Here is a 13,534-nt window from a genome sequence, read left to right as displayed (position 1 = left end):
GGTCAAAAGTTTAGTATAGATAACCCACCGCAGAGTGTTGCTTGTTCTATTGGGCAACGATTAATTAATTGTTTTCTATCATAATCATCAGACTAAGAATATGGTGGCAAGCCCCAAAAAGATGAAAAAGCCGCCAGTATCTGTAATCGCCGTGATCATCACACTGGATCCGAGCGCAGGATCTCGGCCTAATCGGGCCATGGTCATCGGTATAATGACGCCCATTAATGCCGCCATTAGCAGGTTCAGTATCATGGCTAGTGTCATGACGCCGCCCATGGCCGCATCGTCATAGAGCAGATAAGTCACTGCCCCCATAATACCGCCCCAGATCAGGCCATTAATGAGGGCCACGCCGAGCTCTCTTAGCATCAGGAAGGTCACATTGCCTTGCTGAATATGATGCAGTGCTAAGGCTCGAACAATCATGGTGATGGTCTGATTACCGGTGTTACCGCCAATGCCAGCCACTATCGGCATTAAGGCGGCCAGTGCGACTAATTGCGAAATAGTATCTTCGAATAAGCCGATAACACGCGAGGCAACAAATGCCGTACAAAGGTTAATCGCCAGCCATGACCAACGGGTACGAACCGCGCGGCCAACAGGGGAGAACACATCCTCTTCAGGGCTCAAGCCCCCCATGCGTCTTAACGTGGTGTCGCTCTCTTCGTTAACGACGTCAACAATCTCTTCGATGGTCAGACGGCCCATCAGCTTGCCTTTGGCGTCAATCACGGCGGCACTGATTAAGTCATAACGTTCAAACGCACCCGCCGCGTCTTCCGCTTTCTGTTCGGGTTGGAACGTGGTCGGGTTGCTGTCCATCACTTCAAACACTTTGGTACTTGGCGCGTTAAGCAAAATGGTGGTGAGTGACAATTCACCGAGTAAGGTATTTTTGCGGTCAATGACGAAGAGCTTATCTGTGGCATCGGGAATGTTTTTCCGATAGCGCAAATAGCGTTGTACCGTTGCCAACGTGACATCGGCCCGTATCGTCACTAACTCAAAGTCCATCATCTGGCCGACAGTATCGCGGCCATACTGGATGATTTCCCGTACACGAGCGCGTTGATCGGGGTCCAGTGAGGTGAGCAACCGGCCCATTAAGTTACGGGGCAGGTACTCGGCGAGATACGCCTGCTCATCAACGTGTAATGTGCGCATCGCTTTGAGCAAGTCTTTATCGCTCATCTCAGTGATCAGGGTGTCCCACACCGTCTCAGAGACTTCAACTAACGTTTGCCCACGCTTCTCGTTTTTGACTAAGCGCCACAACGCCAAACGTTCGTCATTGGGTAGTGCTTCGAGTAAGTCTGCTAAGTCGGCTGCGTGCAGGTCATCAAGCAGCTTTTTGATTTCCGCTGTTTGAGCTGAAAGCTGCTCATCACTGATTTTATCCCGTTCTTCCTGACGCCCAAGAATACCGTCAACCAAGGCTTTATCGTTCAGTAAAAGGGTCAGTATCCGGTTTCGTATTTCTGCCAGTTTTTTTGCATTATTTTTCGTTTTATTCTTTATTACCGCAGAAAGTGGCGCAGGTATTATGGGTACTGGCATGGTATGTCCTTGATTCGAAAATGACCCTTTGTACTTGGTGTGGCAACGGTGTTCGCTGCACTCATTTACTCGCCCCGTCAATGGGGCTACTGCAAGCCGCGTTCAGATCTGTGCTCAGCAGATTGGGGACTTGTGCGTTAACCGTTAGGGGCTAAGATCAGTCTCGTGAGGGCCAGCAGGTTCACCTTCCACAGACAGTTCAACTTGTTGCAGTTGCCGGCGTTCCTGATGGTGAGAAAGCGAGGCGACTGCCGCATACAATAAGCGCCCAAACAGGATGAGGAAGCTCACCAGTAGGATTATTTTTGTTAGCTGTGTGGAGGGTCTTCGTTTCATGTTTTCCCTGCGTACTTGGCGTTGCAGCGGTGTTAGCTGCACTCATTCACCCGAATCACTGACTGATGTCAGCTCATCGGGATTCACTCATTTGCTGCCTTGCTGCAACACCAATTACTTTGGGCAAGACTCTGCGTACTTGGCGTTGCAGCGGTGTTAGCTGCACTCATTTATTCGTCCCATCCCTGGGCCTCACCTCTTCGAGGCTGCTGCAAGCAGCGTTCAAATCTGTTCCCGACAGATTTGTCACCCGAATCACTGACTGATGTCAGCTCATCGGGATTCACTCATTTTGCTGCCTTGCTGTACTCATTTACGCAGCCGGTGCTGCGTCGTCGTGAGTCTCTGCTGGCGTCTCGTCTTCTTCTTCTTCGATAATCAGCTTCCAACCCACCACATCATCCCAATAGGCTTGCTCACGCTCAAAATCCAGTTGCACCAAACTGTTTTGCGTCAAATAACCCGCAGGGAAACGCAATGTCCAGTGGCTATCATCGGTTATCAAACGCAGACTTTCTGGCGTCGTCGTCGACTGGCGCTGGTTATTGAGCAAGGTACTCAAACGCAATAATTGAATTAACGGCAAATAATATTTTTTCTTGAATAAATTCAAGCGCGGCAGTTCATCCAACTTAATGCCTTTACGATGCATGCGAACCAACGTCGCTAGCAGCAATTGCTGCTCTTGGTTGAAGCCCGGTAAGTTGGTGTTTTGCAGAATATAGGCTGAATGACGGTGCATCCCGCTGTGATTAATGCTCAAGCCCACTTCATGCAGCATTGCTGCCCATCTTAGCAACGCTTCAAGCTGCGGTTGCACGAGCTTGGTATTCTGCGCCAACCACTGCGTATAAAGCTGCTCGGTGGTTTCCAACACGCGGCGAGCCTGCTCACGGTCAATATTATAGTGCTCAGCCAAACTTTTTGCGGTGCGCTGGCGAATATCTTGATGGCGGAAACGGCCCTCCATCTCATAGAGCACGCCCTCACGTAATGCGCCATCGGATAGCCGTAATTCTTTGATGGCTAATGCATCAAATACGCCGCACAGAATCGCCAAGCCAGGGACAAAGACGGCTTGACGATCTTCCGATAGTCCCGGCAAACTCAGCGCGGTGAAATGTTTGAATTGCAGCACTTGCTCCACCAACATTTCTAGACGCTCAGGGGTGATCAAGCCATCTTTCTCGCCCATCTCGACCAACACTTCGTGGGTCGCTTTAATGGTACCCGATGCGCCAAGCGCATACTGCCAGCCTTGGATACGGTATTGCCATGCCAAGTTTTCCAGCTTTTGTGCGGCGGCTAAACGTGCGCGTTTGAAATTCGTTTTGCTGATTTCACCATGCGGGAAAAACTGTTGAGCAAAACTGACGCAGCCCATGCGGCGGCTTTCAACCAACAGGGGTTCAAAGTCTTCACCAATCACTAACTCAGTAGAACCTCCACCAATATCAATGACCAACTTACGACCTTTCTCCGGCTGGGTGTGTTCGACGCCCATAAAAATCAGACGTGCTTCTTCCTGACCGGAAATAATTTCGATCGGATAAGGAATGACTTCGGCTGCCCGCTTGAGGAAGGTTTCGGCATTCACCGCTTGGCGCAATGAATGGGTGCCGACGATACAAACGTTATCCGGTGAAAAGCCCTGTAAACGCTCAGCAAACAAGGCCAGACAGGCCAGACCCCGTTCGATGGCTTCTTCGCTCAGCTTATTGTTGCTATCCAGGCCATCAGCGAGATGCACCCGCTGCTTGAGGCGACCTAAAACCTGCAACGCGCCGTTGACGACGCGGGCGATCACCATATGGAAACTGTTAGATCCCAAGTCGATAGCCGCAATTTCCTGCGGTTTGGTGTTAGTCGAGTTATTGGTTAGCGGCATAGTTTTCGCCTTACTGCTCTGGTTGTTCCAGCGCTTTTAAATAATCATAGATGGCAATCTGTGCACGTACCTTGCGCCTATTGCCACGCGGTACATACCGATTACTCAGTTCTTTATCAATATAACGGGCTTTCACCGTGTCATTGAATAACAGCTCTAAAATATCAAGCACCCGTTGTTTTAATCTCGGATCGAGCAATGAAACCGCCACTTCGATGCGGTAATCAATATTACGTGTCATCCAGTCCGCAGAAGAGAGATACACCAGTTTGTCGCCTTTGTTCTCAAAAACGTACACCCGATCATGCTCTAAGAAGCGATCTACGATGCTAGTGACCTGAATATTATCGCTGATCCCCGGCATATTAGGGATGAGCGAACACATGCCACGCACCAATAGACGGACCTTCACCCCCGCACTGGACGCGCTATATAACCTATCTACTAAGCCTTTATCCACTAAATTATTAATCTTCAGGGTAATCCCCGCACTTTCGCCTGCCTGTGCATGGATGATTTCCTGATCGATCAATTGATAAAGCATGATGCGCGAGTTTTGCGGCGATACCATCAGATTATCGAATTTCACCGGACGGTAAGGGTTCTCGATAAAGTTAAACACCCGCCGCACTTCATTGGTGATACGTGCATCGGCCGTCAGTAATGAATAGTCGGTATAAATCCGCGCGGTTTTTTCATTAAAGTTACCAGTACCGATATGGGCATAACGCACGATCTCATCCCCTTCAAGGCGGGAGATAAGGAATAACTTGGCGTGAATCTTCAGACCCGGCGCGGAGAAAATAACGTGTACACCGGCAGCGGTCAGGCTTTTGGCCCAATGAATATTTGCTTCTTCATCGAAACGTGCTTGTAACTCCACCACCACGGTAACTTTCTTGCCATTATGGGCGGCGTGGATCATCGATTCGATAATGCGAGAATCTTTGGCGACCCGATAAATATTGATTTTAATCGCCAGAACGCTCGGATCGAAGGAGGCTTGGCGCAGTAATTCCAACACGTGCTCAAAGGTGTGATACGGATAATAGAGCAGCACATCTTGTTCACGAATGGCATCAAAGCCGTTACGGAATTTGTCAAACCAAATATGACGCAGGCGCGGCATCGGTTTGTTCACCAGATTACTTTTGCCGACATTGGGGAAGCTGATAAAGTCTTTGAAATTGTGGTAACGACCACCCGCAATCACGGAATCATCGTTAGAGATACCCAACTTACCGCGCAGCAGCTCAACCATTTCATCAGGCATGTCACGCTGATAAACAAAGCGCACCGGCTCGGCGGTGAGGCGCTGTTTTAAGCTAGAGGACATCAGTTCCAGCAAGCTCGATTCCATTTCCGTGACCAAATCATATTCGGCATCACGGGTCATTTTCATGGAATAGGCATTGAGCGCGTCGTAATCGAAGAAACCTTTGAAAATTTCATCGAGGCAATATCGCAAGATGTTATCTAGTAATATCATTGGTTTACGGCGGCGAGGGGCTTCCGGCGGCAGATTAACAAAGCGGGGGACTTTATCCGACGGAATTTCCAACAGAGCATAGGCGATGTCTTGGCCTCGAATAATTTCCACGGCCAAATAGGTGTAATCGTCTTTTAAAAACTGCACCAAATTGGTGTCATGATTGATCAGTATCGGCGTGATGTGTTGGCGCAGATGCTGCTTAAAATATTGCTTCAACCAGATTTGCTGATTTTCAGAAATTTGCCGCTCATTAATCAGGAAGATCTGATTACGGGCCATCTCCAGCAATAGGTCATTATACAGCCCGTCAAATTCTTGATCGGCCTTCACCACTTTGCTTTGAATTTTTTTCAGCAAATGGCGCGAAGTCACCGCAGAGCCTTGCTCTTCGCTGATCAAGATACGGCGCTTTAGATCCGCGAAACGGACTTTATAGAATTCATCCAGATTATTGGAGTAAATGCCAAGGAACCGCATCCGCTCGATGAGTGGATTGCTCTTATCAGCTGCTTCCTGCAATACCCGCTCATTAAACGCTAACCAGCTGAGTTCTTTCTCGATGTAGAGCTTTTCCTGACCCATTGCAACTCCAGTAAGATTATTGTGGGAGTATTTAGTGTCCATCAACATTATTGCGAAAGATTGACAAGAAAGTCCAACAGATATCATTCGTTAACTTTATTCTTTCGTCACATATCTCATTGATTTCAAAATGCAGGAAAGCGATTGATAGCCGTCTGGCAAAAAAGCGAATCAGAGAGAGGCGCTTAACCATGAGCGTAGCCAACATCTTTGTTGTTTGAAAGATGTTGGGTAGAGAAACATTGTCATGCAAATGCCATAAAAGTGACATAAAATGCCCGGTCATCTGGCGCTATGTTAGTCACACAGCGGACAATTGAATTGATAAAATAGGCAAGTATTGCGAAAAGGCATGGGGCTATCAAAATGCGGCAGCAGGAAGGCGTAATGACACAATCAGGGAGAGATAAGCGCCGCGCTGTCATTGATCGTTTGGTGCGCATGGTCGTCACAGGCAGTGGCATGCTGGTATTGCTGACACTGATGCTGATTTTCGTCTATTTGCTGTATGTGGTTTTCCCCCTGTTTAAGCCTGCGGCGATAAGTGCCGACCAGCAGTTTGCGGTTGAGCGCAGTGCTCCCACCCTTGCACTTGGCGTTGATACTCAAGGGAATATCGGTTATCGCATTGATAATCAGGGTAAGGGGTACTTTATTCGGCTTAATCCCCAAGGCGATTCTCCAGCTGGGGGGGTTATCAGCGAACGGGCACTATCACCCTCACCGGTATCCATCAGCCGCATGGCAGGGGGGCAATCCCTTTATGGCGTGGGCTTGAGTCACGGCCGGCTTCTTTTACTGCAACCTGATTTTTCGGCCATGCCGCCGCGTTGGCAATTTCCGTTGGGTGAGCAACCGCGTTTTATGGATTTGAAAGCCCAGAATTTGCACCATCTGGCGCTGGCTGAACCGCAGCCACAACAATTTTCGATTGCGGCTATAACTGATGATGGTCGCTTGCTGGCGGGCAATTTTACTGCTCAAGGGCAGCAAGTTACTGAACTCGTTGATGTACCTCAAGCAGAACAACTGCTCCTGACCCCCGATGGGCGTTTGCTCTATCTCTTATCCGGCAACCAATTATACGTTTATCAGTTCGGTAGGGATTTAACATTGCGAGAGGTGGTATCGCTACGCGGTGATAAAGACACTGCTGACGGGCCGCTAACCCTTTCTTTGCTGTCGGGGGGGAAATCACTGCTGGTGCAATCACCAGAGGGTCAACTGACGTTGTGGTTTGATGTCCGTAAAGAACAAGATAACGCCTTCCATTTAACGCGTATTCGCAGCTTCACTTCAGCAGGTAAAGGCTTAGTGGCGACTGAAAATATGCGTCGGGTTTTTGCATCGGTATCGCCAAAAGGTGAGCTATCTCTTTTCTCCAGCATCCAATCAGCCCCTTTGTTGCAACAAAAAATGCCCGATGGCATCACCCATGCTGCCTTTTCTTCTTGGGGCGATAACCTGCTGGTGGAAGATAGCACCGGTTGGTCTACTTATCGGGTAGATAATCGCTATCCAGATATCAGTTGGCACAGCTTATGGCAGCGAGTGTGGTATGAAAATTACCCTGAGCCTGCGTATGTGTGGCAATCGAGTTCGGCTGAAGAGAGCTATCAAGCCAAATTCAGCTTAGTCCCCATTATCTTCGGCACCTTAAAAGCAGCCAGTTACGCCATGCTATTTGCCGTTCCACTGGCGTTAGCCGGTGCCATTTATACCGCCTATTTCATGTCGGCAGGTTTACGGCGCGTGGTGAAACCGGCCATTGAGATGATGGGGGCATTCCCTACCGTCGTGATTGGTTTGATAGCAGGGATTTGGCTGGCGCCGGTGATTGAACATTATCTGGCGGGGATCTTATTGCTGCCTGTGTTGTTAGCGCTGACTATCTTGCTATGTGGCTGGGGGAGCGCGCGCATAGCGGAAAAAATGCAATGGCGACTGCCTACCGGTTGGGATGTGATGGTGTTATTACCGGTTATCATAGTCACTGGCTGGCTAGCCTTGTGGCTGGGGCCGCCACTGGCGGTGTGGACTCTGGGGCTGCCGTTGCATGAATGGTTGGGGGACAACTATGACCAACGCAATGCGCTGGTGGTGGGTGTCGCCATGGGTTTTGCCTTAGTGCCGATCATTTTTTCGCTGGCGGAAGATGCTTTATTCAGTGTGCCACCGTCATTAAGTCAAGGATCATTGGCGTTAGGGGCGACCCCTTGGCAGACCTTAGTTCGGGTGGTGTTCCCCTCTGCTTTCGCCGGTATTTTCTCTGCGCTAATGATTGGTTTTGGTCGCGCCGTCGGTGAGACGATGATTGTCTTGATGGCGACGGGCAACACACCGATTATTGATGGCAGCATTTTTCAGGGGCTACGCGCGATGGCGGCGAATATTGCCATCGAAATGCCAGAGGCCGTGATGGGGAGCGGGCATTATCGCGTGCTGTTTTTGACGGCATTGGTGCTATTTTGCTTCACTTTTTTAGTGAATACACTCGCAGAAGCCATTCGGTTACGGCTGCGTGAACGATATCAGATGGAGCGAACGGCGTGATGACGACAGGTGCGACCAAAAAATGGTTTGCCTCCGGTTCGCCGTGGATCTGGCTAACCGCCGGTGCCGTCAGTATTAGCTTGTTGGCTTTACTGGGCGTCGTTTTATTATTGGCTGGGCAGGGGATGCGCTATTTTTGGCCTGCGCCGGTCTATCTCTTTGAACTGAAGCAAACTGGAGCTGGCCCCGTCAGCGTGATTGGCGAAATTTATCAGCAGCAATCGCTACCGCGCCAGCAACTTGAACAAGCAGGGATGATTTTACCGCCGCAGGCCGGTGAGACCGTGACCCGTTATCTGATTAAAACCGGCAATCGGGAAATTCAGGGGCAAGATTTTCATCGGTTGCTCGACAGCGATATTCAACAGCGTACGCAACCGAAAGATTTGTTGGTGCTGGATCGGCAAAATAATGGCATGGCATATGGTTTTCTCGCCGGGATGCTGGATAACACCCAGCCATTGGTGGGGGATAATTTGGCGCAAGAGCTGCAAAAACGCATCCCCATCATCCAAGGGTTGGTCCGGCAGTCAAAAGATATCCAGTTCCGCCAAATGAATATGCTTAATCAGCAGTTTGAAGCGCTACGGTTACAGAAAAAACGCTTAGAAATGACCGGTTCGCTCGATGGTCATTCACAAGACAGTATCGAAGCTGAATGGGGGGAACTGCAACGACGCCATCAAGCGATGATGGAGAAACTGCGCAGCCTGCAAAGTGAGCAAGACCGCTATACCTTGTTATTGAGGGATATGAACGGGCAAATTCATCCCTTGTCACTCAGCCAAATCAACCGTGCTTGGTATCCCAATAACATGACTTTTGGGCAAAAACTGAGCCACTGGTTGGCGCAAGTTAAGCATTTCTTGAGCGATAATCCGCGCAACGCCAGTAATGAAGGCGGCGTGTTCCCCGCAATCTTTGGCACGGTATTGATGGTGATACTGATGTCCATCGTCGTCATGCCGTTAGGGGTGATTGCAGCGGTGTATTTACATGAATATGCGGGGAAAAACTGGCTGACTCGCATGATCCGCGTTTCTGTGGTGAATCTGGCCGGTGTGCCATCGATTGTCTATGGGGTATTTGGCCTCGGTTTCTTCGTTTATTTTATCGGCGGTTCACTGGATAAACTGTTTTATCCGGAGGCGCTACCTAACCCCACCTTTGGTACGCCAGGGGTGTTGTGGGCGGCATTGACGTTAGCCCTTTTGACACTGCCAGTGGTGATAGTCGCCACCGAAGAAGGGTTATCTCGCATCCCTGCCAGTTTACGGCAAGGCTCGCAAGCGCTGGGGGCCAGCAAAGCTGAAACCTTGTGGCATATTGTGTTGCCCATGGCGGCTCCGGCGATGATCACGGGGCTTATTTTAGCTGTAGCGCGGGCCGCCGGAGAAACCGCACCGCTGATGTTGGTGGGCGTGGTAAAGTCAGCGCCACTCTTGCCGGTGGATGGCATCTTTCCGTTCCTGCATTTAGAACGTAAATTTATGCACTTGAGCTTCCAGATATACGATATGGCGTTCCAAAGCCCCAATGTCGAAGCGGCTCGCCCATTAGTCTTCGCCATCGCATTGCTGTTGGTGATTATCGTGGTTGGCCTTAATTTAGCGGCAATCGGTATTCGCCATCATTTGCGCGAAAAATATCGAGGTTTAATGCTGTGATTGTCCTTTTTAACCCGCAGGATGAACGATGGGACTGTTGATGCCGGATGCGCTGCCACTATTGGATGTGCAGCAATTGACCCGTGAGCAAACCGCCTTGGCGGTCGACAAGCTCAATTTATTCTATGGCGACAAGCAAGTGCTGCACGATATTTCATTTAATGTGCCTAAGCACCGTGTGACCGCACTGATCGGCCCGTCTGGCTGTGGTAAGTCAACCTTGCTGCGCTGTTTTAACCGCATGAATGATTTGCTGGATAACTGCCGTCTTGAAGGTGATATCCATTTGGGTGATGAGGCTATCACGGGTAAAAGTATCGATGTTGCGGCATTGCGCCGGCGAGTTGGCATGGTCTTCCAGCGTCCTAATCCATTCCCAAAATCAATTTATGAAAATGTGGTCTATGGCTTGCGCTTACAGGGTATTCGTGATCGTCGGGTGCTGGATGATGCTGTCGAGCGTTCACTGCGAGCCGCGGCTTTGTGGCATGAAGTGAAAGACCGGTTGCGGGAAAATGCATTTCGCCTTTCTAGCGGCCAACAGCAACGCTTGGTCATCGCCAGAGCCATCGCCATTGAGCCGGAAGTGTTACTGCTCGATGAGCCAACCTCGGCTCTTGACCCTATCTCAACGCTGACCATTGAAGAACTGATCACCACGCTAAAACAGCAATATACGGTGGTATTAGTGACACATAATATGCAGCAGGCGGCACGTGTATCCGATTATACCGCCTTTATCCATCAGGGGCGTTTGGTGGAATATAACGATACTGACGCTTTGTTTACCTCACCTCATCAACGCCGCACGGAAGATTATATTACTGGGCGATATGGTTAACCGCCATTAGCACTGTATTGGTTTGCACTACATTGGTTTGCATTACATTGGGTTGCACTACATTATTGGGGCGGCGAAGCCCCATAGAAGTAGGTTAAGCATTCTTTATCGATGGCGTTTTATATTTAGCCAAATATTGTGGCTGAAAAATGCACATACGGATGACGGTACGGTATTCACCATTGATAAAGAACTCTTGCTTCAACTCACCTTCCACTTCAAAACCCAACTTGCTGTAGATATGGATAGCTTTTTTATTTTCTTTATCGACGATGAGATAAAGTTTGTACAAATTCAGTACAGAAAAACCGTACTCCATCGCCAGTTTTGCGGCTGTTCCCGCATGACCTTTCCCTTGATGAGCCGGGTCGATAATAATCTGGAACTCAGCACGGCGATGAATATGGTTAATTTCTACTAACTCGACCAAACCCACTTTTGCGCCCTGACTTTCGATAATAAAGCGGCGTTCGCTCTGGTCATGAATATGTTTATCGTACAGGTCAGAGAGTTCGACAAATGCTTCATAAGGTTCTTCAAACCAATAACGCATGACGCTGGCATTGTTATCTAACTGATGAACAAACGGCAGATCATCCCGTTCAAGTGGGCGTAAACGGACGCTGCTGGTGGTAGACATGTGTTTTCCTTTTGTGGCGGCAGCGGTTGCTGTCACCCACGATTATATACTCTTCACTCGTAAAGTTGCAGGGGGGAAGCAGTGACTTGGCATCAGCCGGATGAATAAAAAAAGCGCTGACCGGAAGACGGTAGCGCTTTTCATCAATGCATGAATTGTTTACGTATTAACCTGATTATTCAGCCGCGTAGCCCTGAACCGGTAAACATTCACCATCCAACCAAGCCGTGTTATCACGCATGGTCAGTCGGCCATCCGCAAACCAGCCGACGACCAATGGATAGATGCTGTGCTCCTGAGTCTGCACTCTCTCGACGACATCGTCTTCGGTATCATCACTGAAAATCGGGACTTTAGCCTGCAGAATCACGGGGCCGCCATCTAGCTCTTCAGTCACAAAATGCACAGAGGTGCCGTGCTCCTGATCGCCGTTTTCCAGCGCTTGGCGATGAGTGTGTAGGCCAGGGTATTTTGGCAGCAGAGAAGGGTGGATATTCAACATCCTTCCAGCATAGTGCTGCACAAAAGCGGGGCTGAGAATACGCATATAACCGGCCAGTACCAGTAAGTCAGGCTGGTATTGGTCGATAGCTTGGGCCAAGGCGGCATCGAAACTGGCGCGATCTGCATAGGCTTTAGCGTCTAAAGCATGATGCGCAATCCCAGCCAGTTCAGCTCGTTCTAACCCATAAGCCTCAGCGTTATTGCTGAACACAGCACAAATCTGACCTGACATGCGCCCTTGTTGCTGGGCATCGATCAGTGCTTGCAGATTGCTTCCCTGACCGGAGATCAGGACGACGATTTTTTTCATATACCTTTGGCGTCAATGTTGAGATCAAAAAATAGCGCTATGTCTGATCAACCAGCTTATGAATTAATGATGACCTGCTCTGCGCCTTCCGCGGCAGCAGCGATGACACCGATTTTCCACGCTTTTTCACCTGATGCGGTCAGCAACTCAACGGCTTTATCGGCCAGTTCCGCCGGAAGAGCAACCACCATACCGACACCACAGTTAAAGGTACGGTACATTTCGTGACGGCTGACATTCCCCGCTTGCTGTAGCCAACTGAATACCGCAGGCCACTGCCAACTGTTTTCATCGATAACCGCTTGGGTACCTTGCGGTAAGACGCGTGGGATATTCTCCCAGAAGCCGCCACCGGTCAGGTGAGCAATCGCATGAATGTCATCAAGCTGTTCAATCAAGCTAAGAATGGATTTTACGTAGATTTTGGTCGGTTCCAGCAAATGATCAGCCAGTGATTTACCTTCCAATTGCGTCTGCTCTGGGTTGGTATTGCTGACTTCCAAAATTTTGCGCACCAACGAATAGCCATTGGAGTGTGGACCGCTCGCCCCTAAGGCCACCAGCACATCACCTGGGGTCACTTTAGTGCCATCGATGATTTCAGATTTTTCGACTACGCCAACACAGAAGCCTGCAACGTCATAATCTTCGCCGTGGTACATGCCCGGCATTTCGGCAGTTTCGCCCCCGACCAGTGCACAACCTGATTGTTTACACCCTTCGGCGATACCGGTAATGACACTGGCGGCAGTCTCTACATCCAGTTTGCCGGTCGCGAAGTAATCGAGGAAGAACAGTGGTTCAGCGCCTTGAACAACCAGATCGTTGACACACATGGCCACTAAGTCGATACCAATGGTATCGTGGCGTTTCAGGTCCATCGCCAGACGTAGCTTAGTGCCGACGCCATCGGTGCCTGAAACTAAAATGGGTTCACGGTATTTTTGTGGCAAAGCGCACAGGGCACCGAACCCGCCCAATCCACCCATCACTTCTGGGCGGCGGGTCTGTTTAACCACACCTTTTATGCGATCAACAAGGTCATTGCCGGCATCGATATCTACACCTGCGTCTTTATAGCTGAGAGAGGTTTTGTTGGTCACAGCGAGGTCCCCACGGCGGTTAGCTGTTTGAGCTTTTTCCCTTGGTATTTGAGGC

General features: G+C 49.7%; 10 protein-coding genes. 3 read left to right on the top strand and 7 right to left on the bottom strand.

All coding sequences use genetic code 11. The features are described from left to right. Positions 1 to 87: 87 nt before the first annotated feature. From mgtE to ppk1, 4 genes are all read right to left on the bottom strand, one after another. The gene (gene mgtE / locus BN68_RS15685; protein WP_019212115.1) at positions 88 to 1,563 is read right to left on the bottom strand and encodes a magnesium transporter; all 1,476 of its coding nucleotides are present in this window, start codon (positions 1,561 to 1,563) and stop codon (positions 88 to 90) included. 144 nt (positions 1,564 to 1,707) lie between these two features. Next, the gene (locus BN68_RS15680; protein WP_042806858.1) at positions 1,708 to 1,899 is read right to left on the bottom strand and encodes a YfgG family protein; all 192 of its coding nucleotides are present in this window, start codon (positions 1,897 to 1,899) and stop codon (positions 1,708 to 1,710) included. Positions 1,900 to 2,212: 313 nt separating this feature from the next. Continuing rightward, the gene (gene ppx / locus BN68_RS15670; protein WP_019212114.1) at positions 2,213 to 3,787 is read right to left on the bottom strand and encodes an exopolyphosphatase; all 1,575 of its coding nucleotides are present in this window, start codon (positions 3,785 to 3,787) and stop codon (positions 2,213 to 2,215) included. 10 nt (positions 3,788 to 3,797) lie between these two features. Further along, entirely contained in the window at positions 3,798 to 5,861 is a 2,064-nt protein-coding gene (gene ppk1 / locus BN68_RS15665) for a polyphosphate kinase 1 (RefSeq protein ID WP_019212113.1), read from the bottom strand. Between the two features lie 366 nt (positions 5,862 to 6,227). Here ppk1 and BN68_RS15660 point away from each other — a divergent pair, with 366 nt between their 5' ends. The 3 genes from BN68_RS15660 to pstB are packed head-to-tail and all read left to right on the top strand — an operon-like array spanning position 6,228 to position 10,922. Beyond that, a complete protein-coding gene (locus BN68_RS15660) occupies positions 6,228 to 8,414 on the top strand; it encodes an ABC transporter permease subunit (RefSeq protein WP_019212112.1) in 2,187 nt (728 codons plus the stop codon). Then, entirely contained in the window at positions 8,414 to 10,081 is a 1,668-nt protein-coding gene (pstA, locus tag BN68_RS15655) for a phosphate ABC transporter permease PstA (RefSeq protein WP_019212111.1), read from the top strand. Before BN68_RS15660 ends, pstA begins: the two co-directional genes overlap by 1 nt. Before the next feature lie 28 nt (positions 10,082 to 10,109). After that, the gene (gene pstB / locus BN68_RS15650; protein ID WP_019212110.1) at positions 10,110 to 10,922 is read left to right on the top strand and encodes a phosphate ABC transporter ATP-binding protein PstB; all 813 of its coding nucleotides are present in this window, start codon (positions 10,110 to 10,112) and stop codon (positions 10,920 to 10,922) included. 94 nt (positions 10,923 to 11,016) lie between these two features. On the opposite strand, the gene speG is transcribed toward pstB, so the two are convergent. The 3 genes from speG to purM all read right to left on the bottom strand — a co-directional run bounded on the left by speG (position 11,017) and on the right by purM (position 13,479). After that, positions 11,017 to 11,562 carry a spermidine N1-acetyltransferase gene (speG, locus tag BN68_RS15645; protein ID WP_019212109.1) on the bottom strand — a complete coding sequence of 182 codons (546 nt, stop codon included), beginning with the start codon at positions 11,560 to 11,562 and terminating at the stop codon, positions 11,017 to 11,019. Positions 11,563 to 11,737: 175 nt separating this feature from the next. After that, positions 11,738 to 12,376 (bottom strand): phosphoribosylglycinamide formyltransferase, encoded by a 639-nt coding sequence (gene purN, locus BN68_RS15640; RefSeq protein ID WP_019212108.1) that lies wholly within the window; start codon positions 12,374 to 12,376, stop codon positions 11,738 to 11,740. Between the two features lie 56 nt (positions 12,377 to 12,432). Next, positions 12,433 to 13,479, bottom strand: a complete 1,047-nt coding sequence (gene purM / locus BN68_RS15635; RefSeq protein ID WP_019212107.1) for a phosphoribosylformylglycinamidine cyclo-ligase — start codon at positions 13,477 to 13,479, stop codon at positions 12,433 to 12,435. Positions 13,480 to 13,534: the final 55 nt, after the last annotated feature.

This window comes from Yersinia massiliensis CCUG 53443 (assembly GCF_000312485.1).
Taxonomy (GTDB): domain Bacteria; phylum Pseudomonadota; class Gammaproteobacteria; order Enterobacterales; family Enterobacteriaceae; genus Yersinia; species Yersinia massiliensis.
This window is presented reverse-complemented; position numbering and strand designations above follow the sequence as displayed.

Coding starts and splice junctions, on each gene's coding strand:
- mgtE (WP_019212115.1), bottom strand. CDS start 1,563: ATGCCAGTACCCATAATACCTGCGCCACTTTCTGCGGTAATAAAGAAT.
- BN68_RS15680 (WP_042806858.1), bottom strand. CDS start 1,899: ATGAAACGAAGACCCTCCACACAGCTAACAAAAATAATCCTACTGGTG.
- ppx (WP_019212114.1), bottom strand. CDS start 3,787: ATGCCGCTAACCAATAACTCGACTAACACCAAACCGCAGGAAATTGCG.
- ppk1 (WP_019212113.1), bottom strand. CDS start 5,861: ATGGGTCAGGAAAAGCTCTACATCGAGAAAGAACTCAGCTGGTTAGCG.
- BN68_RS15660 (WP_019212112.1), top strand. CDS start 6,228: ATGCGGCAGCAGGAAGGCGTAATGACACAATCAGGGAGAGATAAGCGC.
- pstA (WP_019212111.1), top strand. CDS start 8,414: ATGACGACAGGTGCGACCAAAAAATGGTTTGCCTCCGGTTCGCCGTGG.
- pstB (WP_019212110.1), top strand. CDS start 10,110: ATGGGACTGTTGATGCCGGATGCGCTGCCACTATTGGATGTGCAGCAA.
- speG (WP_019212109.1), bottom strand. CDS start 11,562: ATGTCTACCACCAGCAGCGTCCGTTTACGCCCACTTGAACGGGATGAT.
- purN (WP_019212108.1), bottom strand. CDS start 12,376: ATGAAAAAAATCGTCGTCCTGATCTCCGGTCAGGGAAGCAATCTGCAA.